General features: G+C 65.5%; 29 protein-coding genes and 2 pseudogenes. 10 read left to right on the top strand and 21 right to left on the bottom strand.

Features of this window, described 5'->3' with window-relative positions; genetic code table 11:
* The first annotated feature begins 64 nt into the window (after positions 1–64).
* From ABZX12_RS41025 to ABZX12_RS41010, 4 genes are all read left to right on the top strand, one after another.
* A complete protein-coding gene (locus ABZX12_RS41025; protein WP_355700885.1) occupies positions 65–1,024 on the top strand; it encodes a hypothetical protein in 960 nt (319 codons plus the stop codon).
* Between the two features lie 367 nt (positions 1,025–1,391).
* On the top strand, positions 1,392–1,661 hold the full coding sequence (locus ABZX12_RS41020; RefSeq protein ID WP_355700884.1) for a hypothetical protein: 270 nt from the start codon (positions 1,392–1,394) through the stop codon (positions 1,659–1,661).
* A gap of 347 nt (positions 1,662–2,008) precedes the next feature.
* Positions 2,009–2,515, top strand: coding sequence for a hypothetical protein (locus ABZX12_RS41015; RefSeq protein WP_355700883.1), 507 nt, complete (start codon positions 2,009–2,011; stop codon positions 2,513–2,515).
* A complete protein-coding gene (locus tag ABZX12_RS41010; RefSeq protein ID WP_355700882.1) occupies positions 2,512–3,054 on the top strand; it encodes a pyridoxamine 5'-phosphate oxidase family protein in 543 nt (180 codons plus the stop codon). The genes ABZX12_RS41015 and ABZX12_RS41010 overlap by 4 nt, the downstream gene beginning before the upstream one ends.
* A 353-nt stretch (positions 3,055–3,407) precedes the next feature.
* Here ABZX12_RS41010 and ABZX12_RS41005 read toward each other — a convergent pair whose 3' ends face one another.
* The 4 genes from ABZX12_RS41005 to ABZX12_RS40990 form a co-directional block, all read right to left on the bottom strand.
* Positions 3,408–3,551, bottom strand: a complete 144-nt coding sequence (locus ABZX12_RS41005; RefSeq protein WP_355700881.1) for a hypothetical protein — start codon at positions 3,549–3,551, stop codon at positions 3,408–3,410.
* A 26-nt stretch (positions 3,552–3,577) separates the two neighbouring features.
* Positions 3,578–4,084, bottom strand: a complete 507-nt coding sequence (locus tag ABZX12_RS41000; protein WP_355700970.1) for a nucleotidyl transferase AbiEii/AbiGii toxin family protein — start codon at positions 4,082–4,084, stop codon at positions 3,578–3,580.
* 232 nt (positions 4,085–4,316) lie between these two features.
* Complete coding sequence (locus ABZX12_RS40995) at positions 4,317–4,790, bottom strand: type IV toxin-antitoxin system AbiEi family antitoxin domain-containing protein (protein WP_355700880.1); 474 nt, start codon at positions 4,788–4,790, stop codon at positions 4,317–4,319.
* Between the two features lie 229 nt (positions 4,791–5,019).
* Entirely contained in the window at positions 5,020–5,946 is a 927-nt protein-coding gene (locus ABZX12_RS40990; protein WP_355700969.1) for a helicase-related protein, read from the bottom strand.
* 1,905 nt (positions 5,947–7,851) lie between these two features.
* Here ABZX12_RS40990 and ABZX12_RS40985 point away from each other — a divergent pair.
* On the top strand, positions 7,852–9,018 hold the full coding sequence (locus ABZX12_RS40985; protein WP_355700879.1) for a hypothetical protein: 1,167 nt from the start codon (positions 7,852–7,854) through the stop codon (positions 9,016–9,018).
* 525 nt (positions 9,019–9,543) lie between these two features.
* Here ABZX12_RS40985 and ABZX12_RS40980 read toward each other — a convergent pair.
* From ABZX12_RS40980 to ABZX12_RS40915, 14 genes are all read right to left on the bottom strand, one after another.
* Positions 9,544–9,717: a hypothetical protein gene (locus ABZX12_RS40980; RefSeq protein ID WP_355700878.1), complete on the bottom strand. Its 174-nt coding sequence runs from the start codon at positions 9,715–9,717 to the stop codon at positions 9,544–9,546.
* A 227-nt stretch (positions 9,718–9,944) separates the two neighbouring features.
* A complete protein-coding gene (locus tag ABZX12_RS40975) occupies positions 9,945–11,168 on the bottom strand; it encodes an ATP-binding protein (RefSeq protein ID WP_355700877.1) in 1,224 nt (407 codons plus the stop codon).
* A gap of 700 nt (positions 11,169–11,868) precedes the next feature.
* A complete protein-coding gene (locus ABZX12_RS40970) occupies positions 11,869–12,642 on the bottom strand; it encodes a hypothetical protein (RefSeq protein WP_355700876.1) in 774 nt (257 codons plus the stop codon).
* A 32-nt stretch (positions 12,643–12,674) separates the two neighbouring features.
* A complete protein-coding gene (locus tag ABZX12_RS40965; protein ID WP_355700875.1) occupies positions 12,675–12,923 on the bottom strand; it encodes a hypothetical protein in 249 nt (82 codons plus the stop codon).
* Positions 12,924–12,967: 44 nt separating this feature from the next.
* Positions 12,968–13,528, bottom strand: a complete 561-nt coding sequence (locus ABZX12_RS40960) for an RICIN domain-containing protein (protein WP_355700874.1) — start codon at positions 13,526–13,528, stop codon at positions 12,968–12,970.
* Between the two features lie 44 nt (positions 13,529–13,572).
* Entirely contained in the window at positions 13,573–13,692 is a 120-nt protein-coding gene (locus ABZX12_RS40955) for an RICIN domain-containing protein (RefSeq protein ID WP_355700968.1), read from the bottom strand.
* A 318-nt stretch (positions 13,693–14,010) separates the two neighbouring features.
* Positions 14,011–15,225 (bottom strand): hypothetical protein, encoded by a 1,215-nt coding sequence (locus ABZX12_RS40950; protein ID WP_355700873.1) that lies wholly within the window; start codon positions 15,223–15,225, stop codon positions 14,011–14,013.
* On the bottom strand, positions 15,225–16,022 hold the full coding sequence (locus ABZX12_RS40945) for a hypothetical protein (RefSeq protein WP_355700872.1): 798 nt from the start codon (positions 16,020–16,022) through the stop codon (positions 15,225–15,227). The genes ABZX12_RS40950 and ABZX12_RS40945 overlap by 1 nt, the downstream gene beginning before the upstream one ends.
* 185 nt (positions 16,023–16,207) lie before the next feature.
* Positions 16,208–16,777, bottom strand: a complete 570-nt coding sequence (locus tag ABZX12_RS40940; protein ID WP_355700871.1) for an RICIN domain-containing protein — start codon at positions 16,775–16,777, stop codon at positions 16,208–16,210.
* A gap of 56 nt (positions 16,778–16,833) precedes the next feature.
* A complete protein-coding gene (locus ABZX12_RS40935) occupies positions 16,834–16,950 on the bottom strand; it encodes an RICIN domain-containing protein (protein ID WP_355700870.1) in 117 nt (38 codons plus the stop codon).
* A gap of 326 nt (positions 16,951–17,276) precedes the next feature.
* Positions 17,277–17,390 carry a hypothetical protein gene (locus ABZX12_RS40930; protein WP_355700869.1) on the bottom strand — a complete coding sequence of 38 codons (114 nt, stop codon included), beginning with the start codon at positions 17,388–17,390 and terminating at the stop codon, positions 17,277–17,279.
* Positions 17,387–17,653 (bottom strand): RICIN domain-containing protein, encoded by a 267-nt coding sequence (locus tag ABZX12_RS40925; RefSeq protein WP_355700967.1) that lies wholly within the window; start codon positions 17,651–17,653, stop codon positions 17,387–17,389. The genes ABZX12_RS40930 and ABZX12_RS40925 overlap by 4 nt, the downstream gene beginning before the upstream one ends.
* A gap of 100 nt (positions 17,654–17,753) precedes the next feature.
* Positions 17,754–18,308, bottom strand: a complete 555-nt coding sequence (locus ABZX12_RS40920) for an RICIN domain-containing protein (RefSeq protein WP_355700868.1) — start codon at positions 18,306–18,308, stop codon at positions 17,754–17,756.
* 94 nt (positions 18,309–18,402) lie between these two features.
* Positions 18,403–18,849 carry an RICIN domain-containing protein gene (locus tag ABZX12_RS40915; RefSeq protein WP_355700966.1) on the bottom strand — a complete coding sequence of 149 codons (447 nt, stop codon included), beginning with the start codon at positions 18,847–18,849 and terminating at the stop codon, positions 18,403–18,405.
* Positions 18,850–19,165: 316 nt separating this feature from the next.
* Between ABZX12_RS40915 and ABZX12_RS40910 the strand changes: the two genes are divergently transcribed.
* Both ABZX12_RS40910 and ABZX12_RS40905 read left to right on the top strand, forming a co-directional pair.
* The gene (locus ABZX12_RS40910; RefSeq protein WP_355700965.1) at positions 19,166–19,402 is read left to right on the top strand and encodes a hypothetical protein; all 237 of its coding nucleotides are present in this window, start codon (positions 19,166–19,168) and stop codon (positions 19,400–19,402) included.
* Positions 19,403–19,506: 104 nt separating this feature from the next.
* Positions 19,507–19,761 (top strand): annotated as a pseudogene (locus tag ABZX12_RS40905) (YciI family protein); the annotation flags it as partial.
* Positions 19,762–19,780: 19 nt separating this feature from the next.
* Here the strand turns inward: ABZX12_RS40905 and ABZX12_RS40900 are convergent.
* The 3 genes and pseudogenes from ABZX12_RS40900 to ABZX12_RS40890 form a co-directional block, all read right to left on the bottom strand.
* Positions 19,781–20,278, bottom strand: coding sequence for a hypothetical protein (locus ABZX12_RS40900; RefSeq protein ID WP_355700973.1), 498 nt, complete (start codon positions 20,276–20,278; stop codon positions 19,781–19,783).
* An 83-nt stretch (positions 20,279–20,361) separates the two neighbouring features.
* A pseudogene (locus ABZX12_RS40895) lies at positions 20,362–20,682 on the bottom strand (GNAT family N-acetyltransferase); the annotation flags it as partial.
* Positions 20,683–20,743: 61 nt separating this feature from the next.
* Entirely contained in the window at positions 20,744–21,010 is a 267-nt protein-coding gene (locus ABZX12_RS40890) for an MMPL family transporter (RefSeq protein WP_355700867.1), read from the bottom strand.
* A gap of 144 nt (positions 21,011–21,154) precedes the next feature.
* Here ABZX12_RS40890 and ABZX12_RS40885 point away from each other — a divergent pair, with 144 nt between their 5' ends.
* The 3 genes from ABZX12_RS40885 (at position 21,155) to ABZX12_RS40875 (ending at position 24,490) form a co-directional block, all read left to right on the top strand.
* The gene (locus ABZX12_RS40885) at positions 21,155–21,697 is read left to right on the top strand and encodes a hypothetical protein (protein WP_355700866.1); all 543 of its coding nucleotides are present in this window, start codon (positions 21,155–21,157) and stop codon (positions 21,695–21,697) included.
* Between the two features lie 1,220 nt (positions 21,698–22,917).
* Positions 22,918–23,598 carry a hypothetical protein gene (locus ABZX12_RS40880; RefSeq protein ID WP_355700865.1) on the top strand — a complete coding sequence of 227 codons (681 nt, stop codon included), beginning with the start codon at positions 22,918–22,920 and terminating at the stop codon, positions 23,596–23,598.
* Between the two features lie 373 nt (positions 23,599–23,971).
* Positions 23,972–24,490: an RICIN domain-containing protein gene (locus ABZX12_RS40875; RefSeq protein ID WP_355700864.1), complete on the top strand. Its 519-nt coding sequence runs from the start codon at positions 23,972–23,974 to the stop codon at positions 24,488–24,490.
* Positions 24,491–24,645: the final 155 nt, after the last annotated feature.

Raw genomic sequence — 24,645 nt, 5'->3', positions numbered from 1 at the left:
AACAGGCATGGTCGGTAGCTCGAACTCGTCACCTCGGCTTACGGGTTCGCGATAACATCTCGGCGTGACTGGTGCTGGTGAAAGAATTGCCGAGCTGAGCTTCCCGACGCCGGACATCCTCAGAACCCGAGCGTCTTATTACCGGCGCGACCTGGTGAGCCAGTTCGCGTCGCTGCAGGCGACAGAGGCCAACGTCCTGCTCCGGTTGCTGGATGAGCAATTGCCCCTGGCCGCCACCAAGGATAAGCGAGTCGCGGTCTTCGCCAGCGCCTTCGAGCATGCCGCCAAATGGCGCTTCGAGATGGCGGCGATCGGTCGGCGGGCCCCGGACGCCGAGCTCGAGCCGTTCCGGACTCCGATCGGTCGGTGCACGCGCTACCGCCTCACACCGACCGCGGCCGAGCCGGGGTCGCCGGCGTTCCAGTTGCTGACGACATTGGAACAGGTCGCTCTGGAGCGGTTGACGATGGCCGAGGAAGTTCCGAAGGGTTACAAGGAGCTTCAGAACATCGTCGACCTGCGCGACGGGCGCACCGTCAACGGGAATGTGCTGATTTTCGAGCCGCGCCTCTACGGACCCGCCGAGGTGAAGGTTCGGACGGCAGTTGAGGCTGACCGAGAGGTTCTGCGACACGCCGCGTTCGAGACCTTGGCCGAACTGGAAGCACAGCGTCGCAGGACCGGGCCCCTCAAACCCGGGGATCCGGAGATTCGGCAGGCATTCTCGGACGCCGCGTACTACGTCTTCCAAGGTCCGTGGATGCGCCGCGGCAATGACGCAACCGTACGACCCTTCCTGGTCGCGGCGTACACGTCGCTGTTCGACAGGACGCCAGTGTTGCCGCAGGCAATCGACCTGGACGCGATGGTCCGAGGCCAGGACGGGTTCAGCGAAGTCATGCGTCAGCAGTTGACCATGCTCCCATCCCACTCCGTGCTGGAGAACGCCTCCTTGGGACACGGCGAGCGCCCCACCCACCGAGGCGGGCCCACGACGCGGCGGCCAGGCGGAGTCGGTCGCTGAGGCCGGCTGGTGGCTGCGTTCCAGGGGTGGGCGGGGCGAGCAAGTTCTCCAACGCCCGACGTTGTGAAGACGACGACCAATCCGCTTCTTGGGACTGGTTGGGTGAGTTCGCGACGGTGCAAGCCGGTGAGGCGAACGTGGCCCTTGATCTCCTTGACCACGCGTTGGGCGAGGCTGGGTCCGAGGCAGAGCGAGTCGCCGCCGTCGAGCGTGCTTACCGGCACGTCACGGACTGGCGATACCGGGTGGCCAGGGAGGGGGTCCGGACGCGGCCGGGTCCGCCGGCAATACGTCACGTGGAATACGGGTCGCCTGCATTCCGGGTCCTGACGATGCTGCAACGGGTCGCTCTGAGACGACTGGAAGGATGGAGCTTCAGAACATGGTCGAGGTACGGAGTGGACGGAGGATTCCGGGGAACTCACTCGTCTTCTTTGCGGGCGGCTTCGGGCCGGGTGCGGGCCCCGATGAGGTGCGGACGCACACGGCTACTTCAGGCCACCGGGTCCTGCGCCACGCGGCGTTCGAGGCCCTGGCCGACCTGGAAGCGATGCGCGCCAGGACCGGAGGACTCGATCCGCACGCCTCAGAGGGTCAGCAAGCCTTTATCGATGCCGCGTACTACCTGATCCAGTGACCGGAGATGAAACGTGGCAGCGACGCAACGCTGCGTGGCTTCCGGCTTGCGCGCACACCCGGATCTTCGATGCCGCGCCGGTGCTGCCGCGGTCCATCGATCTGGACGGGATGGTCCGCGGCCAGGACGCCTTCAACGAGATGATTTGCGAGCAGTGGCGAGTGCTCGTCGCCTTCCGCCGCCGCGGACCATTCGCAGGCCGTAGCCAACATCGGTAATGGCGCACGCCCAGTCCACCGCAGCTCAAGCCCCACGCGGCGACCGGGTGGCTTGGGCCGCTGACAGCCAATGCCGCATGTGACTTCAAGCGCACGCTGCTGCCGAAGCTTGTCGACATACACGCATGTATGTATGTTGCAATCATCACCGACCGGAGCGAGGACTTCATGAGCGACGCGCTGAGGAGCCAGGTACGCCGCATCGGTATCGATGATTGCCTCGCTGCTCCTGAGCCCCACGACTACGCCGACGCATTCGAGGTGCAGGTTCCCCTCGGTGACGTCTGCCGGCCGGAAGCCTGGGTCCGCGCCGGCCTCGAGCTGACACCGGCTTGGGTCAAGCGGGTCATCGGCGGATTCGGCTCGCGAAAGCAGGCGGCTCCGACCGCCGGCCGGAGCGGACCGTTCCGGATGGTCCATACCGACGAGTCCGAGGTTCGCCTCGAAGCGACACTGTCCTTCGTGCGTGTGACGATGATCGGGCGCAACCGCGACAATGCACGCAGGGTGCTGCTCACCGTCCTCAACTTCGAACGACCAGTGATCGGGCGCCTGATCTGGGTACTGCTCGGCGTCGGGCACCGGTGGGCGGCACCGCGGATCATCACGAGTCGAGTATCGGAGCAGATGCCATGAAGACCGTCGCGATTTCCGAACGGCTCGGGCTCGTCTACCGTCGCTGGGCCCTGCGCCGCCGCATCGACACGCCCGCAGAGGTTGTGAAGGTCGCGATGGCCAACGTCCGTCGGACGAAGTACTGCATGTTCGTCACCGAGACGGAGCATGGACCCGCTGCACGCGTCCTCGAGCCGTTCCGTCCAACCCGCGACGGCCTCATCCAGTTCGGAACCGACCCGACCTCGCGGAAGATCGCGGACATCGTCCGCACCGGCCGCTGCCTGCTCGTCTACCAAGGAGCGGTGAGCTGCGTCAGTCTCGAGTGTGACGCGACGATCGAGGACTGGCCGGCGGCCGGACTTCCTCGGTTCAAGCCTTCGTGGCGCGCATTCTGGCCGGCGGGTCCGGACCGGTCCGACTACATCGTTGTCACCTGTCGGCCGACAGCGATGGAGGTTTGGGACGGCCGAGCGGTCGTCGCCCCCGGATCGTTCGGACTACGCTCCCTCCGGCTCGAACAGACCGCCGGCGAATGGCATCCAGCCGCGCCGCAGTGAAGCGCTGCTTCGCTCGATTGCCTTAAGCAAGCAGTTTCGGCGAACCAGTTCGAGCGCCGCGGCATCCCGGATCCTCCAACGGTTCCGGGGTGCTGTGAAGTAAGCACCCCGGAACCTGCACGGCCCCGCATGGGAGGGTCAGGCCGTGGTCAGCAGCCGGAGACTGATCCGGCAATCGCCCGGGGTCGTGAGCCAGCAAAGCCCACACCTCGGCGAGATCGACTCTCAGCACTCGAAATCGAGAACCCGCCGAGCCGATCATCAATCTCCTTAACCATAAGCAGGCGCGGGGATCGGTGGCATCGGCAACTTCGCCAGTCGGGAAAGCCCCGGACTATTCGGGATCGTCGCCTTCAGACGCGCCAGGTGGTCGCTTGAGATTCGGTGGCATCGGCAGATCGTACTTCGGCCTTCTTTGCCCGGTGCGCCTGCAACTCCGTCCATCGCTTGCGCTCGTAGTCCGACATCTCCGGGGGCAGGCTGCCACGTTCGCTCACAACCACGACGCTAGGGCAATCCGACCTCATGTCAGGCTCTGCCGGCGCGCCTGAACGGTCCCTGGAACTGGCGATCTCACTGATGCCACCAATCGTCGGACCGACCTACGGTCGGCTGGGGTGATAGCCCGACGCGTTCGACCGGAGGGTATCAGGGTGGGAGGTTGTCGATGCAATATCGCTGCGTTGTCCGATCGATCTTGCCGCATTGGTTCCGGCGATGGTGATCCTTCCGTCGACGATGGCAGTCGCGAAGCAGAGCCGGTCTTGCTCGGCACTTCCGGTACGCCGGAGTACTGCTCCTCGTCCCGGATGACGCCGGCGGTAGCAGTCTCGGGAAAGAACTCGATGCCATCGTCGTCTACGACCGGAACACGAAGGACAGTCTGAACGAGATCGAGCACCATCTCGGTGGAGTTGACCACCTTGATCCCGGCAAGATCGACGTCCTTGGTCGGGCGACGCGTATCGAACGCGGCAAGCAACACACCGCCCCTGAGGACGAAACTGTCGCGCAGGTCGCTGGCGGCCAGCCGGGCGAGGAACCCTTCAGGGACATAGAGCTGAAGCAGTTCCTGGGTGGTGCGCCCTGTCCGCTGCGCCTGATTCTTGAGGTCGAGCTAGGCGTCCCCCGCCGGCGTTCCCCGTGAGATTCGGCTCAAAGAAGTATCTCCAGTGTCTGCCGCAACGGCGTGATCGTGCGCGGAAACGCCTTCGCACTCCGCAGCAGCTCCGACGGCTGACCTCCCCGGCGCAGCCAACGCTTCAGCGCCTCGTTCGCCAGATCGGCTCCTCAAGATGCCGCAGCCGATAGGCATCAGCGATGCTCCGCTCAGCGGAGTAGATCCCGATACTACGGCCACCCCCGATGTCCAGCAGTCCCCGCCCGATCGAGAACGTAGCCGGATCGAAGCTTCGCCATCGAACCGGAGCCATCGTCTCCGGCATCCACGATCCACGGGGAACCGCAATGTCCAGCTCAGCCGGAATATCGTCGATCAGGTCATGCCTGGCCAGCGCCGAACGCAAGCAGATCGTGGCCCGCGGCGACTTGGCGGCGATCTCAATTAAGCCATCGTCGCCCAGCCACTCGCTCTTTCGGTACAGACCACGCGAGACAACCGTGATCCAACCGTCCGCGAGCAACCTACGAAGCTGACGCTCGCTAATCTGCCCCAACGCCTCGGAGTAGCGGAACGTGTCGGGCAACTCAGCCAGCAACTCATCGATCGTCGGCATCGCAGCAACACCTCCCACGCAGGAAACCTAAACACCAACATCCCTAGTGCAGAGGAATTTCGACCGAAGGCCCGGGTCTCTGCAATGTCTCGAACGAGGTCGAGCAACTGCTCGCGGAACGGTCCATCCTCGTACGCAGCAGTTCCAGGGCGGCACCAGCGGAACCTTGCACATCGGCCAGGCTGACCTGATGGTCTTTGCACGGCGACCGTGCCCAGTGGCGAGGGCGTCATCGGTCCCGGTCGAACCGGAGCCGCTTGTACCCGGGCATGCGTCGCTGGAGCGAGGCTGCCAGCAGCGGGACGAGCGGGTCGTGGTAGTCGTGGACCTCGGCGACAGTTTTGCCGGGTGCGGGGCGGACGACTCGTCCGGCGCACTGGACCAGGAGGCCGTCGAAGGAGATCGGCGCCGCGAGGAACAGGGTGTCCAGGGCCGGTGCGTCGAACCCTTCGCCGACGAACGGTGTGGTGCCCACGACCAGGACACCGTCGCCAGCCCTGGCGTCGGTGAGTCGTTCGACGACCGCACGTCGGTCCTTGGCAGGCATGCCCCCTTGGAGCACAAGCGGTTCATGGCCACGACCGGCCAAGAGCGCGATGATCGTTTCGAGATGGGCGACCCGGCGGGTCAGCACCAGGCAGTTGCGCCCCTGGCTGAGAGCGGCGTGGACATCGTCGAGGATCTGCTCGTTGCGGTCTTGGTCGGCGGTGAGCGCCCGGTGTGCCTCGGCGATCGGTGACGGGGCGTCCTGATCGATGTCTGCCGCGGTGAACGTGGTCTCATGCAGGTGCAGCAATCGTGCTGGTCCTGCGCTGGTGTCGGCTGCTTCGGCTAGCGTCCCGGGTATCGCATCGGTCATCGTGTGCCGGACCGGTCCGAGTTGCCAGCGCAGGAGCTCGCCGAGCCCGTCGCGGCGGTCGGGGGTGGCAGTGAGGCCGAGCCAGTACCGGGCGGCGATCTTCTTGACCGAGTGGTCGTACGCGGCTGCGGCGATATGGTGTGCCTCATCGACGATGACCTGCCCGTATCCAGCGGTCAGGTTCGCGACGTCGTCGTGTCTGGCAAGGGTGGGCAGCATGGCGACGTCGACGATCCCGGTCAGTTTGTTCCGCCCGCCGCCGACCTGTCCCGGTTTGAGGCCGAGGAACTCGGTCAGTCGGGTGCGCCACTGGTCGGCGAGGGCCCTTGCGGTCGACCAGGATCAGTGTGGACACCGCTCGTTCGGCGATGATTGCGCATGCCATGACGGTCTTGCCCGATCCTGGCGGGGCGACCAGGACGCCGTCGTCGTGCGCGAGCAGCTCACCGACTGCCACGGCCTGCCGGTCGGTGAGCTCGCCGATGAGCGCGACGTCGATCTCCGTGCCGGCGGTCCGGTTGTCGGTGACGTCGAGGCGGGCGCCGCTGCGCTCGACGATACCGGTGACCAGGTGCCGGAGACCGCGAGGCAAGACGAGCTTCTCGTCCAGGGTCAGGTCGTAGCCGGTGACGAACCGCGGGGTGTCCCAGGTGGACTTGCGCAGCCGTTGCAGCTCATAGAACTTCGGGTTCGCCATCGATGCGGCATGCTTGAAAGTCGCAAGAGCAGCAGGCGGGAGGGCGGTCGCGTCCAGGACCAGACCGGCGGCGATTTCGGCGTGCAGAACCGGGGGCATGGGCGGGTGCACCTTGGTAGATTCGGCTCGTGCCAGGGTCGTGACGTCGTGGCCGATGGCGGCGCGCGACGCCTTGCGGGCGAGACGGGCGGCGTCACCTGGGGTGAGCCGATCCAACGTGGAGAGGAACGCCCACTGGTCCTCGTACGGTTCCAGCGTGGCCGGGTCGAGGAAGAGCGTGAGCCCGTTCTTGCGTCGGCTGCCGTGGAGCGGTGCAGCGATCTGGTTGCCAGGGCCAGAGCTGGGCAGTACGTCCTGGCTTGGGAACAGACGGTCGTAGGAGCCCAGGCTCATCGCGCCACGCTGGAGGATGGCCTCGTGGATCAGCGCGGTCCCGACTGCGCGTGCCGTCTGCGCGGGGATCGCCTCGGTGAAGAAGATCCACACGTGCGCACCGGCACCGGACTGGGAGATCTCCAGCGCAGCGGGGACGCCTGCAGTTCGGGCGGCCTTGACGTACGCCAGGGCGTCGAGCATCGCGGTCTTGCCGTCGAAGTCGGCAGCCAGCCACCAGCAGGTGTTGTTCGGGAGCATCGGGTACAGGCCGATGAACAGGTCTTGCCGCGACCTCGCGCCCAGGTGCTCGGCGACGACCTCCGACGTCAGCGGGAGCAGACGCGCGGTCGCGCGGGTCATGCCCTTGCGCCACCCACCCGCCGCCGCGGGCATCCACCCCTTTTTGCCCGTCCGCGGGTCCTCCCAGCGCCTGGCGTAGGTATCGGTCCTGGCACGAAACAGGTCCAGGTAAAGAGCGAGCTTCTGCTGCGGCGTCGAGCCCGCCATCGACACCAGCCCGCCAGGCCCCACGGGCGCCGCGAGCTGCTCAGGCGCAGGCGTGGTGTCCTCGCCCCGCAACTCCAGCAGACGCGACAGACGCGCGTTCTCCACCCGCAACCGATCCCGCTCGGCCCGCAGCTCGGACAACTCATGGCGCAGATCCGGGCCGCCACCATCGCGACCGTCACCGAGACTCACACCACCATCCTGCCAGGATGACCTGGTCATCCCGACAGCACCGGAGTGGCAACGAGCCTCGATGCGATGGTTATGCTGCCGCCCATGGCGAACCGGGCTCGGATCGGGCGATGGCGGATCGTTGAGATGAGTGGATGGGACCGCGACGCCATCGACCTGGTCGAACCGGGTTTCATCGAGTTCGCCAAGGACGGGACCGGCCAGCTCGGGTTCATCGCGGTCCGCGGCGGGCTCGACTGCCGTCCGGCCGAGCGAGACGGCCGCCCCGCTGTCGACTTCACCTGGAAGGGCGTCGACGAAGGCGACCAAGTCAGCGGACGCGGCTGGGCAGCGCTTGCCGACCACGAGTCGATCGAGGGTCATCTGTGCTTCCACTTGGGAGACGACTCCAGCTTCCGGACAGATCCGTTCAACCACGAACTGGATGAGCAGTGAGCGAGTACCAGTACTACGAGTTCCTGGCGATCGACCGGCCACTGGACGATGACGAGCAGGCCGCGGTCCGGTCGCTGTCCACCCGGGCAAGGATCACGGCAACCAGTTTCGTCAACGAGTACCACTGGGCCGACTTCCGCGGCAACCCGAACCAGTTGATCGAGCACTACTACGACGCACACCTGCATCTGACCAACTGGGGCACCCACCGCGTCATGTTCCGCCTGCCATGCGACCTGCTCGACCCCGCCGTCGTCGAGCAATACTGCGCCGGCGACCAATTGAGCACCTGGATCGCGGACGAGTTCGTCGTACTCGACTTCACCAGTGACGACGACGCAGGCGAGTTCGATGTCGACTACGACGCCGAGACGCTGCTATCGGCGATGGTCGGAGTCCGAGCCGAACTCGCCGCCGGTGACCACCGGCCGCTCTACCTCGCATGGCTCGCCGCCTACGGCACCTGGGAACGCGACGAGGACGTCTTCGACCCCGGCGCCGACGACGACCTCGAACCCCCAGTCCCGCCCGGGCTGGGCAGGCTCACCGCCGCACAGCAAGCACTGTCCGACTTCCTCCGCCTCGACCACGACCTGCTCGCGATCGCCGCCCAAACGTCTCCACCGCTGGAGGAGATCCCCGACAATCCCCGCGACCTCGCCGACTGGGTGGCCCACCTGCTGATCACCGAAAAAGACCGGCTCCTGCAACGGGTCGTCCAGGGTGAGGCCGCACGGGTACGAATGGAGTTGCTCCGCCGCTTCCGGGACGAGACTGCTACGGTCATCTCCGCCCCAACCCGCCGCACCGTAGCCGGTCTCCTCGACGCTGCGGCGCGCCGGCGGGCCGATCGCGAGCGTCGGTCAGCCGCCCAACGCGCCGCAGCGGCGGCACGCCAGGAACAGGCGCGCCGCGAGGCCCACGAACGACGACTCGACGAACTGGCCGCCACCGAAGACACCGCATGGTCGCGCGTCGACGCACTGATCGCCACCCGGAAACCCGCCCAGTACAACGCCGCCGTCACGCTCCTCACCGAACTGCAGACACTCGCCCAACGCGACGACCGTCACGAAACCTTCATGCAACGCTCCAGCACCCTGCGCCAAACACACGCACGCAAACCCAGCCTCATCGAACGCCTCAACCGTGCCGGCATCTGAACTCGATCCACACCCCGCGGTCGGCGAGTGCCTCTGCCCAGGTGGGTTCATCGGGGCCGACCGCCGGGGTCCTGGGCCCGACCCACCACCGATCCGCTGGCGGACGCTCCGAGGACTCACCGCTGTCACAGGAACCTCGAGCAATGCCGAGGGTGTCGCCTGCCAGAACGCGCTGACTTCGCTTGCCTGACCAGATCAGCCACTGGGGCGGTGTCTGGGGTCCGGCGACAACCAGTTCACGACGACACAGCCCCACTTGCTCGCCCAGCTTCCGGACGCGCGGAGATTGAAGACAACATTTGTCCCGAAGACTGGGCACAATCGTTGCAGATGACTGCCCTTGGCTTGAGAACGCTGTTATACACCGTAGATTGCCGAATCGTCTGTGGTGGCGCGCCGCCCGCGTTCGGTGCCGTTCACTTGACCGCGGGGCAGGCGCGCCGGGCCGGTCCGCGGTCGCGGAATCTGCCGACGCTGATCAGCGGAGGCGTCGCGAATGAGCTCTCGGGCGATGTCTACCGGCGCTCAGACGCCCGGATCGGACACCTCGATCTGGTTGCCGGCGATTGACACACGGGCATCCCACGCGTCGTCCGCGGCGCGTCTGCGTTCGCGCTGCGCGATCTGAGCGACGACATCCCGGCGGCCGTATACATCGTCGTACCGCAGGGCATCCGCGGCCCACAGTCTCCAACCCACTCATCGTCGTCTCGGAGTACGCGGCCAGAACCCTTCGACCTCAACCTCGAGCAGTGCGAGGCCGCACCAGTCGAGTCCGTACCGGCCTACGACGCAGCGCAGCGCGTCGGCGCCATGCGCCAAACCGTCCGCGGATCGGCTGCAACCCGAAGAGGAATTCCGCCCGCGCTCTATCGGACGACACGGCTTTCGGACTCTCCGTATGGAGAGTCACCTCCGCGGCCGGATCACGGCTCCAGTTCCCACAGCGCGCTGATCGGCATAGCACGCAATTTGGCGCCGAAGGGGAGAGTGTGCTGGCCAGTGTGCAGGACCAGGCCTGCGATGAAGTCGTCGCCGAGTCGATCTTGGAGATGCCGCAGGCCGCGGAAGTCGTCGGAGCGTGGGGTGGAAGATGCTTTGACCTCGATGCCCACCACCTGTCCGCGGCGATTCTCCAGGACGGCGTCGACCTCGACCTGGTCGCGGGTGCGGTAGTGATACAGGTCCACACGCGTGTCGTTCCAGCTCTGTTGCCTGGCGAGTTCCATCAATACGAAGCCTTCGAGCAGCGGGCCGAACGCGCTCCCTGGTCGCTTGAAGTGGGCGGTGTCGGCTCCCACCAGGTTCGCCGCGATCCCCGAGTCGGTCACGGCGACCTTCGAGGTGCCGGTGACTCTGGTACTGAGGTTGCGCGACCAGGCGGGGATCAGCTTGATCAAGAAGATCTCCTGCAACAGGCTCACGTACCGCGCGACCGTGTGATTCGCCAGCCCCGCCTTGCCGGCCAGCTCATTGATCACCAACTGACCGCCAGAACGAGCGGCGATCAACCGGACCAGCTTCTTCATCTCGCCGACCTTCTCGATCTCGCCGACCTTCTCGATCTCGCCGACCTGGCTGACGTCACGGGTGATGAGATTGCTGACGTAGGAGTCGAAGAATCGTTGCCGCCGGCGCGGTTGATCACGCGCAACCGCTTCCGGGAAACCGCCCCGCACCACGCGGTCGGCGTAGTCGGCGCGCTCGAGATCAGACCCGTGCCGCAAGTCCGGGCCATGGGTGAAAATCGCGTCGATGAAACGATCCGGTCTGCCGTCGATCTCACCTTGCGCAAACGGCCACAACTCGATCGTCTCCATCCGCCCCGGAAGCGCATCCGGCAACGTCCGCAGACCCAGCACCCGCGCCGACCCCGTCAACAAGAACTGACCAGGCACCGATCGCTCGTCGACCCGTGCCTTGATCGACAACAGAAGCTCCGGGAGCGGCTGGATCTCGTCGATGATCATCGGCTTCGACCCCGCCACGAAGTCCCTGGGATCCTCGCGGGCAGCCTCGCGGATACCGCTGTCGTCAAAGGTGTACCACTCCGCGTCCACCGCGGCCCCGACCAGCCGCACCAGGGTGCTCTTGCCGCTCTGGTTCGACACTCCCTGTAGCCAGCGACGCGGCCCGAGGATGGCGTGCAACTCAGGACGAGGCCTCGACCTGGAGGACCCGACGCAGCAGGCGCAGGCGGCGGCAGGGTCCGCCACTCACCTCTTTAAGCACCTCAATCAGCGCGCGAGGATGATCAACGATGAGAACCGACGCGCATGCAACTACCCGCGAACCCGTTACCAGTAAGAGCTTTCGCGCACTATCGGCAATCGACGATCACCCTCAACTGGAATTCAGCGGGTTCGGGGTTCGAGTCCCTGGCGCCGCACCTGGCGCCGCACAACAGCCCAGGCCACGCGAGTAGTTATCCCGGATCCGTCCCCGGTCGTGTTGTGGCGCATGACGACTCGCCCGGGTCAGCGGAGCGAATGGCCTCCATCGGGCCGCCGTTGGCTTAGGCCGCGCCCGCGAGAGACGTCTGCTGGCCGGCTCTCCACGGCGGCCGACGGCGCCGACGCACCTGGCGGCGGGACGGCCAAGAACGCCGTCTGCCACGCCTCGTCCAGTCCTCGCTTGCACACTTCGTTCACGATCTCCGGTGTCGCATGCGGGAAGCCATCTGCGAATGCGCGCCTCGCGCCTTCCTTCGTGCGCACCATGGCCGCGGCCGCGCCGTCCACGACCCATTCGCCGAACGCGCCGGCCGGACTTCGCTCCCCTCGCTTGATACCGAGCATCATGGCGTCGATCGCGCGCCCCCGCGCGTCATCTGACAGTGGTGGCAAGCGGCTACGTTCCCCTCAGGAGGTCGACCATCGCACCGGCACGCTCGTCCGGAAGTCTCCGGACGACATGGCCAAGGACATCCCGCGCGTCCAAACCCGTGTACTGCCCCAGCCGAACACAGATCTCCTGAGCAGTACGCAGCGACGGATCAGCCCGGCGTCCGCCCTGATCGTCCCGCCAAGCAACGACATCGGCCACCCCAAGCTCATCGCCCATGCTGTCGAATTGAGCTCGTACCCAGGCTCTGTCGATCCCGCCACCCAACACGTCGCTCCGCCGCGCAGACAGCCACGCGGAGGCAACCGGAGCCGCCGCCACCGCCGCACCCGCCGTCCCGGCAATCAGCGGCCACGACGGCGAGACCCACACCGTCACCGCTGGTGGGACGCTGACCACGGCAGCTGCGGCGAGACCACCACCCGCCGCGGCTCCGAGTTCGTCCTGGGCCAGTTCTTTCGCCACCGATACGCGGAAGTGGGCCTGCCTGGCACCATCGGGATTGGTCAGCTGCTGGACACACGCTGCCGTAACGTTGCCAAAGGCAGCGACTGCACGTGCCCTTGACGCCGTGTCCATGGCACCCGCACCCTGCCGCACCACGATCGACAGCGCGGTCGCATCACGCCGCCAAATCTGAAGCGACCCGTCCCGACGCACCCTGGTCCGGCCCCACGTGGCAAACCGGTGCCGGGGCGGCGCCGCATCCTCGATCCCCAGCCGACTGGCGACCGCCGAATGCAACCGCCCGAGCAGATCCAGCACATCCGCCTCAGCCATTGCCTTATCCCCCGTCTACAGGCGGTGTCTTGCTACGAGACTTCGCCCACCATGGCCTCGAGCTCCTCGACGAGTTGCTCGAGCGGCTCGCTCATATCCAGCAGTTCCATCTCTTCGGATGGTGATTCGGCGGTCTCGGAGAGTCGGTCGATCTCTTCGATCCCTTGGCGTGCCGCATCCAGCAACTCCGCAACCGGCGCCGACATTCCGAATACCCGGTCGAGAGTTGCAATTGCTCGCAACTGCCGTTCGCGAGCCGCCTCATGTTCCTGCCCGCTCATTCGGCCAATCCGATTCTCCGTGCCACGTGCTTCGCGCGCTCAGATCAGAAGATCCACCATCGCTGGTCGGGGTCGTAGGCGCAGGTCCACTGGATCGCCTGGATGCCCCGGGTCGTGTTGCCCCCCGGGATGGCCAGGCACTTGTCACTCGCGTAGTTCACGATCTGGTAGCCACCAAGGACCGAGTCGTGTCGTACGTACCAGCGCTGGTCATCGAGCCCCACGGGATAGCCGTAGCGATCGGTCAGGCAGGGCCATTGGATCGCGCCCGTGCCGTTCACCCTGCTCCCTGCAGAGATAGCCAGGCAGTCACCACTGTGACCATTCCGAATGACCCACAGGTCCCAGTCGTCCCCGACCTCGTCCTCGACCCTCGTGAAATTCCATCGCTGCTCGTAGCCGCTCAGGGCCGTCCACTGGATCACGGGTGCCCCGTCAGCGGTCGATCCGTTACCGACGGTCAGATACTGACGAGTCTCGGCGTTCTGCAAGCGCACGCTAAAGTCCGGATCCGCGTGAGCGGTCCCCACAGGCACAACGATCGTGGTAGTGGCGGCCACCGCCATCACCGCGGCCACGACACCGACGAGCCGAGTCTTGAACATGGAAGATCCTCTTCTCCAAGAGTCCGGGCAGAGGGACACGTGGGTCAGTACAGCAACCATCGTTGGTCCTGGTCGTAGGCACAGGTCCACTGGATCGCCTGGACACCCGGTTCGTACTGCCCGGCAGGAATCGCCAGACATTTGCCGCTATTGACGTTCATAATCCGGTAGCCGCCCAGGACTGGGTCGCGTTGCGCATCCTCACGTGGTCCCCGGGGTCCGCCGCCGCGGTGCCTACAGGCACCAGGCTCGCGGTGACCGTTGCGGCAACCCTCACCACCGAGGCCACAACCCTACGTACGTTGATGAATCGGCTGATCTTCGTACAAATCCTCTCCGAATACGTTCGGGACGTACTACTTGGCCGGCGATCCACTGGACGCCCTGGTTTGTGTTGCCTGACGGAATCGGCAGACGCTTGTCGCTGTCCGTCTTCCGCACCCTCCCGCGCCACGGCGCCAGCCCGGTCGCGAACTGGCCGCCTACCCCCAACTGCCGCTGGGGCCCTCGGGCTCGGGGGGCCTGCCTCTGGGCATCGGGCCTGAAGGAGTCGGCGGTAACACCGACCCGTCGCCGCCTTCTCCAGTCGATTGCGCGGTCGCTCCGGCCACTTCGTCCGCCATCCTCTGGGCGCCGTTGACCGCCGCGCCAGCTACGGCGGGGCCGACCCCGACCGCGCCTGACGCGTCGCCACTCGGCACGGCACCGCCAGAGCCGCCGAATCCACCCCCGAACGCCACCCGGCCGACGCTGATCGCGCCGGTGGCCAATCCACCAGCGGCGGCGGCCGCCATCCCCATCCCGGCGTTCCCGGCCGCCACCGCAGCCGTCAGCGGGACCATGAATCGGAGCAGCGCGGGCAACGCGAGGATCGCAAGCAGCAGCATCATCATTCCGGTCGCGGTCTGGACGAAGCCGTCGCCGGACCCGCCGAAGCCGTTCTCGTTCATCTTCAGCGCGGCGGCGTAGATCAGCGCCGCGGCCGGTTTGTAGGCGAGGAACGCCAGCGTCCAACCACAGTACTTCTGAAACCAGTTCTGGCCGATCTCGGTATTGGTCGCGGCGGCCGCGAGCGGGAAGGTGCCCGCGAGCAGGATCAACATCGTGGAGCGGATCACCATCAGCACGACCTGGACGAGCCCGGCAAGGATCGCGAACACTCCGGCCAGCATGACGACCAGGCTCGCCGCGTGGTCGAAGGTCACCGGAGACAGGCCGGCCCGAATGATCAGAGTGCCGAGATCGCGCCCCAACGTGCTGTCCTCCGGATGCACGGACTCGATGATGTGCTCGGCCAGCAAGTCCGACGACTCGACCAGCAACTGCAGGGTTATCGACCCCAGCGTACTGACAGCGACGAAGATCAGTAATGCCTTCAGCAACGCCTGGAGCGGCTGAGCCCGCTGCTCCCATGCGGTGCGGATTCCCGCCGCCAGCACGGCCACCGTGAAGACCGACGCCGAGATCCAGAGCGTGTTGCCCTGCAGGAAGTCCACGATCGCGGTGTTCGTCGGATGCGGGCCGCTTGCGTCGTTCACCACCTTCGGAGTGGGCTGGCTGATCCAGATGGTGGCAACGCCGTTCATCGCATCGATCGCACCGTCGCCGATCATCTGGGCCACCTTGTCGAAAGCGGTGCCGATAACCTCGGTGAACCCATAGACGACGTGGCAGTTCAGATCGGCCGGTCCGCACATCAGACACCAGTCCAAGTCACGAAGTCGTCAAGATCACGATGTTGCGAGAACGGCGCCCCGACCGGTTCGCCAGGCGGCGGCGGTTGCACTCGCCAATCACCGGCGTACCAGACGAGCGTCAAGGTCAGGCTCATGTAACCGGTCTGAACCGGCACGGCGATTAGCACGGTCGCTCGGTCACGCCCGGCATCGAGGAGCCGGAAACCCGCCACCTGGGTGACGGGCGAATTGGTCGGCGGCTCTGCCGTGCTCAACTCCCGAATCAAGGCATCGGCTTTCGCCCCCGGGACCATCAGCTTCTGCACGGTCGCGACCACCTGCCGCTGGTCAGCAAGCGCGGCGACCACGTTGTACGCCGCGAACACGGCGCCCGTCGGCGAGTGGGCGAAACACCGCCGGAAACCGTCAGCGTCGGTCCCGGCAGGCCCGTAGGTCTTCGACCGAGGTACGACGACCCGCCTGCTGACCTCCCAACTGTCGGCAGCCGGCGCCTTGGTCGGCATCGCCTGGTCCGTAACCGGCAGTCTACATCCGTTCGCGGTCGCCCGACCGGATCCGCCGGTCGACCTGGAAACGGGCTGGGTACCCCCGGAACTGCTGGTCGCGCTCGCCGTCACCTCCGCTGAACCGCGAGCCGGCGCGGAGGACGCCGTACCGCTGGATGGAGTACCAGAGCCATCCGAGGTCCGGCCGCTGACCAGGACCAATACACCACACACGAGCACCGCACCAACAACAATGCAAGACGCCACAAACCCCGGCCCGAAAACCGACTTGTCTTCGTCCTCCTCACTCATCCCGCTCCCCGATCTGCCGGCCGCAGGAGAAGTTCCCCACGGGCCCCTTCGCAAGCAGGACACGCAAGGGCACTGGAGTTGAACAGGGCAAGCGGGCGTTCATGATCCGTCTGATCCTCATGCAGTTCTCTCCTCGCCGACGATTCTTGGAATGCTGCACCACCGTGTGCCACCTCAGCGGGAGGTCAGAAGAGCCACCATCGTTGATCCAGGTCGTTGGCACAGGACCACTGGATCGCCTGGACACCCAGGGTCGTGTTTCCGGCCGGGATCGCCAGGCACTTGTCACTGCGGAAGTTGTGGACTAGGTAGCCGCCCAGGATCACGTCCCACGTCACAAGCCAGCGCTGGTCGTCGATGCCCTCGCCGCCTCTGGGGTTCGTTCCGCACGTCCACTGGATCGCACCGGCGCCATCGGCAGTGCTGCCGTTGGGGATAGCCAGGCATTTGCCGCTGTGGGCGTTCTTGATGACCCATTCGTCCCAGTAGTCCCCGGCCACGTCATGAACCTTGACGAAGGTCCAGCGCTGCTCGGACCCACTGAGCGAGGTCCATTGGATCGCCGGGACACCATCACCATTGTTGGCGTTACCAATGGTCAGATACTGGCGCGTCTCGGCGTTCTGCATCCGCACGTAATCGCCGGGATCCGCATGCGCAGCACCCGCTGGCGCAACCAACGAAACGAGCGTGGCCACGAATGCCACCACCGCACCGACAACTCGGCGGGCACTGACGAGCCGACTATTCTTCATAGACGTCTCCTTCTGCAAGATGTTCTGGTTACGCTTCCGGTGGTTGATGGGATGGGTCAGGAGATCCACCAGCGCTGGTCCGGGTCGGCGGCGCACGACCACTGGATGGCCTGGATGCCCGGGCTCATGTTGCCGTTCGGGATCGCCAGGCACTTGTCGCTGTTGAAGCTCATGATCCGGGAGCCGCGCAGCACCAAGTCGTAGTTCGCGCCGCTCCCTGCGGGGATCGCGAGGAGATCTCCACGATGCGCGTTCGCGATGATCCACTCGTCCCAGCTGTCTTGTGGATCGTCGTGGACCTCGATGAAGTCTGCCGTCCGAACTCCATGTTCACCGCGATGCCCGGGGCGGCCCGAGCGGTACCGGCCACGGCGCCGAGCCTGGCCACCGCCGCGACAACCGCAGCCACAAACCTGCGGACTTTGGCGGACTGATTGATCCTCACCCAAATACCCGTCCCCCGGAGGGTTCTCCGCTGACGTGGAGAGCTGAATGCGGGTCAGATCCACCAGCGTTGGTCCAGGTCGCTGGCGCAGCCCCACTGGATCGCCTGGACGCCCAGCGTCGCGACCCCGTTCGGAATCGCCAGGCACTTGTAACTCCGATAGTTCACAATCTGGTAGCCACCAAGGATCGGTCGTATCGCCCGCGCCAGCGCTGGTCATCGACACCGAGGTGGCCGTCTCTCGAGTTCGTCGCGCACGTCCACTGGATCGCTCCGACGCCAGAGTTAAAGCTGCCGCCGGGGATGGCCAGACAGTCACCGCTGTGTGCGTTGGTGATGATGTATTCATCCCAGTCGGGCCCGGCGGGGTCGTCGGTCATCTTGATGAGGTTCCATCGTTGCTCGTATCCGGGGAGCCAGCTCCACTGGATCGCCGCAGCACTGATTGATCCTCATACAACTTCCCCTCGCTGAAAGCGTTCTGGACAGACTGTCCAACAGGGACTGCTCGCCTGGTGACTGCTGGGCGAGTCAGAAGAGCCACCACCGCTGGTCCCGGTCGGCGGCGCACGTCCACTGGATCGCCTGGATACCCAGGGTCCAATTGCCGTTCGGGATCGCCAGGCACTTGTCGCTGTTGTAGTTCTTGATCCGATAGCCGCCCAAGACGGGATCGCTCTGCACATACCAGCGCTGGTCGTCGATGCCGCGACTACCGTCGAAGGGGTTCGTGCCGCAGGTCCACTGAATAGCTCCGGCGCCATCCGCATGGCTGCCCGCAGGGATGGCCAGGCAATCACCACTGTGCACGTTGGTGATGATCCACTCGTCCCAGTCGTCCCCGGACACATCACGAACCTTGGTGAAGGCCCATAGCTGCTCCTGCCCTTCGAGCTTGCTCCACTGGATCGCTGGGGCGCCATCGCTGGAGGATCCGTTACCGATGGTCAGATACCGGTCGGTTTCGCCGTTCATCATCGACACGCTCCACGACGGGACCGCCTGCGCGGTGGTCGCCGGTACCACGATCGCGGTCACCGCGACCGCCACCGCGACAACGGCGCCGATGAATCGATTGATCTTCATTCAAGACCTCTTCTCCAGAGGGCGTTCTGGGCAAAGGATTTGCCGGCATCGCTCACGTGGGAACGAGTCGAGAACGGCGTCACCGGCCGGCTGGTCAGAAGATCCACCACCGTTGGTCCAGGTCGTCGGCGCGGCTCCATTGGATCGCCTGGGTGCCCGGGGTCGTGTTGCCGCCCGGAATCGCCAGAGCCTTGTAGCTGTTGACGTTCACGACCTCGTAGCCGCCGAGCAGCGAGTCGTGCCGCACGTACCAACGCTGGTCATCGAGACCGACCCCGCCACGCTCGGGGTTGGTCAGACAGGTCCACTGGATCGCTCCGGTGCCGTTCGCCGTGCTGCTTGCGGGGATCGCCAGGCAGTCGTAACTGTGGGAGTTCTCGATAACCCACTCGTCCCAGTAGTCCCCCAGCACATCCTGGACCTTGCGGATGTTCCACCGCTGCTCGTTACCGGAAAGCGAGGTCCACTGGATCGCGGGGGCTCCATCCGCGGTGGAACCATTGCCGATCGTCAGATACTGGCGGGTCTCGGCGTTCTGCATCCTCACCTGCCAACCTGGGTCGGCCTGGGCGGTACTCACGGGCACAACGCTCGCCGTAATCGTGGCTGCCACCGCCATCACCGCGGCCCTCCGGGCGTTGATGAACCGCGCTCTTCGCATATAAGTCCTCGTCTCCGACTGTGCTCTTCGCTGTTGTACGACCCCGGTGCAACGGCACCACCGACATCGCCGTGCGCCATCGTGAGTCAGCTCGAGCGGCATTGGCATCCGCAAAGTCACCAGTTCCGTTCGTCAGCCATCCGCGAATTCGGGTCCAGGCGGGCACGCAGCAGCCTGACCGTAGGCGACCAATCGGATCGCCGCGATCGTGACGGAATTGCGCCGGGCGGGTATCGACGCCGTCGAGCACGACGACGGGTTCACCGTCCACCCCGGCCTCCCCGCACCGACCCGGTTCGCCACCTACGACGACCACCGAATGGCCATGAGCCTGTCTCTGCTCGGCCTCCGCAGTCCCGCCATCGAGATCGCCAACCCGCGATGTGTCGCCAAGACCTACCCAGGCTTCTTCCGCGACCTCGCCAAGCTCTAACCACACCCCCGACAGCACGACGGAGACCGGATCCAGTTCTTGCTCGTGGCTTACGACGGCGCAAACGATCAGGCGCCTGACCAGCGCCGGAAAGCAGCGCTGACCACCTCGCGCTCGGCAACGAGATGGTGGCGGCCGGGCACATGCTGTTCGGCACCGCCATCGTGGATGACCAGGACGAGATGATCGGTTCGATGCTGGTCCTCGACTTCCCGACGCGAGCGGAGCTGGACGCCTGGCTGGCGATCGAGCCCTACAAGACCGGCGAAGTCTGGAGAAGGACCGAAGTGCAGCCCTGCAGAGTCGACCCGTCGTTCACCGGCATGTATCCGGGCGGTACCACCGCATCGCCTCGCTGATTGCCCCCGTGATACCTGTTCACTTGTCCAGCTCTCGGGATGGTCTCCGCGACTCGATGGCGTTCCCGGCTGCAGGCGGTCGGTCCGAACCGCGTGAACGCGTCGCGGTGTCGACGCCATACGTTTTCGAGTAGGTCTGCACATGTTTCGCGAGCTTCAGATGCCCGATCGCGGCTTGGATGCCGGCTACGCCGATGCTCGCGCCGGTAGGGATGTCAGCGTCGGGTCCGGGGTTGTGTCGTGCCTTGTTGAGCCGCTGGTGGACGTCCAACAGTTCGGCGGTCGCCGCCGCACGCATGGCGTCCTCGACACCGCCGATCCGCTGCTCCCTGTGCGGATCGTTCGTTCCTACCGCCGTCGCGTCCTTCCCGTTCGGTCCGTCGTGCAGCATCTCGGCGGCTTTGCGCAGAGTCTGATCGACCGGCAGCGTAGGGTCTGACAATGCCTCCAGGACCTCGCTGTGGCTCTGCTCGGTCTGTTCGGCGAGGCCCCCGACGAACAACCGGGCAGCCTCCACCGCCGGATCGCGCGAGTCGGGATCGACGTACAGCTGATCCAGCCCGGTCCGCAGAACCCAGTCGGACAGTTTGTCTGTTGGTTCGTGAATCCGCACCGGCTGTAGAAAGCAATCAGGTCTGGTTGGCAGATCAGCTCGATGCTCCGTACGTCGGCAAGCTCGGGATGCTCCACGATGGCGTCCATCAACGCCGCCCCACAGCCTGAACCCCGATACTCGGGAGCGACCACCACGTCAAGCACCAACGCGACGTGCACGTAGTCGGTCAGGACCCGGCCGAAGCCGATGATCCGATCGGTCGACGACTCGACCAGGGCCACGACGATGTCTGACTCCTGGAGGATCTGCTCGGTCTCCTCGACGGTCCGGTTCGCCGTCCACCACGCGGAACTGAACAGCGACATCAGGTCACCCAGGCTGAACCCGTCGACCCGGTCCTCGATCCGTATCATCCGATCTCCCCGGTCAGCCCCGTGCGGTCTCATGGTGGCCCATCGTGTGTATCGACGCATCGTCCCTGGACGCTCGCGGAGACCTGTCGAGCCGGCTGGGCCACCAGATCCGGGCACCGAGGTCCAGGTTCAGCGCGGTAACAAGAATCGAGCGGACGACCAAGGTGTCAAGCACGACGCCGATGCCGACGGCGACACCGATCTCGACGAACGCCACACCCGGAAGGGTCGCGAGCACCAGGAAAGTGGAGACCAGCACAAGCCCGGCCGATGTGATCACCCAGGACTCAGCACAGCCTGATACTTCCTGCCACGCGTCACCAGAGCATCGGCAAAATCGCCAGTACGTCGGACCGCTGTGCCGCTCGCGTGGACTGGCGAGATGACAGATGCCGCGCTGCGAGGATGTGTGCACGCTGGCACCATGGTTCGTAGATCGCAGTTCGCCGTCGCCGGCCGGCTCGATGCGTTCCTCCCCGAGTTCGACTTCGAGGAACTGCGTTGCCGCTGGATCGAGGCCGACCCCGAGGAGGTCTGGCGCGGCCTCATGGACGTACGGCCACTCGACCTTGCCCTCGCCCGGCGATGGACCGCCGTGCGCGGAAAGCCACCGTCTCAGGCGCTGCTGTCACTGCTGGCCTGCCGACCGCTGACCATGCTCGCACACCAGAAGAATCATTTCGCGCTCTCCGCCGTCATCGAACAGCCCTGGCGCCCGACGTCACCTCAAGAAGTCGCGACCATCGACGCATTCATTCGATTCGACGAACCCGGCTGGATCAAACGTCTGACCGCCTTCGAGCTCCTCCCCTCGCAGAACGGAACCCGACTGTGCATCACCACCCGCGTAGCCTGCACCGATCCAGCCGTACGGCCCTGCCACCGGATCCATCAACTTCTGGACCAGCCGAGAACCTCCGTTGCGCAACGTAACCTCCTCGACGCAGTAGGCCGCCTCGCCGGCTGAACGGCCTGCCAAATTTCGGCCGAGCCTGGCGATCTTGCGGATGCGGGCCCCGATTTCGGCGACGATGATCGCCGACGCGTAGCACTCAGGTATAGCAAGGGAGCTGAAGGTTGTGGCTGCTGCGGCTGCCCCCTTGGCGTCGACGCGGGCGTGAAGGATGCCTCGTTGATGTGAAAGGTGCTCCTGACCAGGGATGATGTGGTCTGTATAGGACCAGACCCAGTGCGCGACGCCCAACGCTCGCCCCCAACAAGCAACACGTCGGTCGGCCACATCTGTGGCCGCAATAATCTGAGGAGAATTCTCGTGGCGACAGATAAAGAACGGCTCAACCAAGAGATAGTCCGCGACTTTCTCCACACCGAGGCCCACAGACGGTTTGGCTTTGATCCCACGCGCACGGAGGATTACGCGAAAGCAGCGAAAGCAGCGCAAGCAGATGCCGAGGCAGCAGAAGCAAAGAAGGCAGCAGCTGTCCCACCTGCTAAAGGGACACCTGCTGCCGAGGCGACACCTGCTGCCAAGGGGACACATGCCGCCAACAGGGGAAAGCGCGGCAGGGAGCTTTGATTCAACAGCGTGCCTTCGTCGGATGCTGAGCGAGAGAGGGCCTCGGCAAGTCGGCTGATTGGGCGTTCGCGCACCGCCGCCGCCTGTCCGCAACCGATGCTTGATGGATCGCGGTCTGTCTTGTTGGAGTTGATGGCCTCGGCGCCTGATCCGCGCCAGCCATTGCAGCGCCAAGTCGTTTGCTGCGATCGGGCAGTGGGTGGCCGATGCGGCGCGGATCTCCTGGCAGCGTTGGGCTTCCATCGTGGATGCGGCCGTCGGAGTCGGCGATCCGGCGAGAGTTCGCCGGACTGGACGCCGCTACGCGATCGACGTCGCGATCGCGGCGTGGCTGTGGACGCGCACCCGGGTGGTCGACCGGCGGCCGCTACGACGCCGCACCACCGGTCATGGCCACCCTGCAGCCAGACATCACGCCGCCGACAACCAGGTCTGCAGGGGCACGGGCATGTCGTTCATTTGGGCTTCTGAAGCCGGGTTCGGCATCGAACCGGCCATTTGGAGCGGTCGTCCCAGCTCCCGCCGGCCTGGTGGTTCCAGCCGAGTGTCACGGAGTGGTCGCTTCGCAAGAGTCTCGGCAACCTAGTGGGAACAGAGCTCCGTCTCATGACCTAGACAGTCAAGCAACTAACGATCGAGGTATCGAGACGATGAGGAATCTGCACAAGCGCTGGAAGGCGGTAACAGCGGGACTCGCCACTATCGGGCTGGCGGCAGTTGCTTATGGCAATCTTCCGGCAGCGAGCGCCGAGCAGACGTCAGGGCAGGCAGCTACCGCGGCGAGCGGAACGGTTCTCAGCCGGGCGAGGCACCTGGTGACCGTTGCCGAGGTCAGGAAGGCCGACCCGAAGGTGGCATGGTCAGTACAGATCGACAGGGGCCTGCTGCACCGCACGTACTGTGGCGTGTACTCGACCGAGGGCAGGAACGTGGCGTCTCGGCTGGCACGTGCGTACACCGGCGAGAACATCGCGAGTTACGGCCGTCAGCATGTCACGGCGTACCGGACCCCTGCTGCGGCCAAAGCGGCGTACTACTCGATCGTGAAGACCGTGCTCACCTGCACCGCAAGCAAGCCGGTGCCGACACACGCGCGGAAGATCACTGAGAACCGGGTAGTCAAGGGCGCGGCCGGTCCGACCCGGGTGATCCGCTGGTATGACTATCCGCTGCCGAACGACCCGGGCAGCGAGGCCGGTGGTTTCCCGTACGCGATCACGCTGCGGGGCAGCACGGTCTCGGTCCTGGCCTTCAGCGGCTACGGTCCGGGCATGGCGGCGCCGAACTTCGACAGGCTGGCCCGCATGGCCGCGGCGAAGCTGCCGAGCTGAATCAAGCGCGAGGGACCGTCGTCTCCGTCCGCGGCGTACTGGGTGGAGGCGTCGGTCCCTGCAAGGCTTCTCCGGGGACCACCAGCGCGACCCTTGCCGGCGACTCGTCATAGTGGGACGGCGCCAACGACCCGGCCCAACTGTGGGACATCAACGACAACTGGTCGCTGCAGGACCCCAAGGAACGGTCGCCACGCTAGCCGGACTACCGCGGACAGCACGTTGGCCCCGTTGCCCCCAGCAATCTTGCTGATGCGAGCACACGAGTTCGGCGGCGAGGATGGCCGCAGCGAGAACGCTGTCATGTGCCACTCGGCGCATCAACCAAGGAGATCCTTGCATGCTCAGTCTAGCGCGGAAGTTGAAGGTTGTGATGGCTGCGGTCGCAATCGTCGCGTCGACGGTCGTCTCGGCCGGTCAGGCCCAAGCGTCCGTCCCGCCGGAGAACACCTACACCAAGATCAGGAACTGGGAAGGCCGAGGGATATTGGCGACCCCGGGGCCCAGCAATGGCGCAAAGGTGGTTCAGTGGGATGACGACGGATCGTGGGCGACGCACTGGAGATTCGTGAAGAAGGTCGACGCCGACGGCGACTACAACGACCGCTACTGGATCGTCAATCGAGAGAGCGGCAGGTGCGCCGGGATCAGCGGCGGCGCGCTCTACAACGGGGCCGGGGCGATCCAATGGGACTGCAATTGGAACGCCTGGTCCAACTACTGGTACGTCCGGCTGGAATGGGTCGAGGACGGCACACCACTGTACCGGCTCGTGAACGTCTGGAGCGGCATGTGCCTCGCAATCCCCGCCGGCAGCAAGACCCTTGGAATACAAGCGATCCAGTGGAGTTGCGCCAACGACCCGGACCAACTGTGGGACATCGCCGCCTGAACGCCGAACGACGGCCCACCCGTTCGAAGCGCTCCCGGCGATCTTGCTGATGCGGCCGCCCTCCTGGCGTCGACGGTCGTGTCGGCTGGGCGGGCACAAGCGTCCGTCCCGGCAGTGGTCGAGCTACGGGCTATCGCAGGTGCGAAGGTATCAAC

It is taken from the genome of Kribbella sp. NPDC003505, assembly GCF_040610875.1.
In the GTDB taxonomy this organism is placed as follows: Bacteria; Actinomycetota; Actinomycetes; order Propionibacteriales; family Kribbellaceae; genus Kribbella.
Note: the sequence above shows the minus strand (reverse complement) of the source record. Positions and strands in the feature narration are given on the sequence as shown.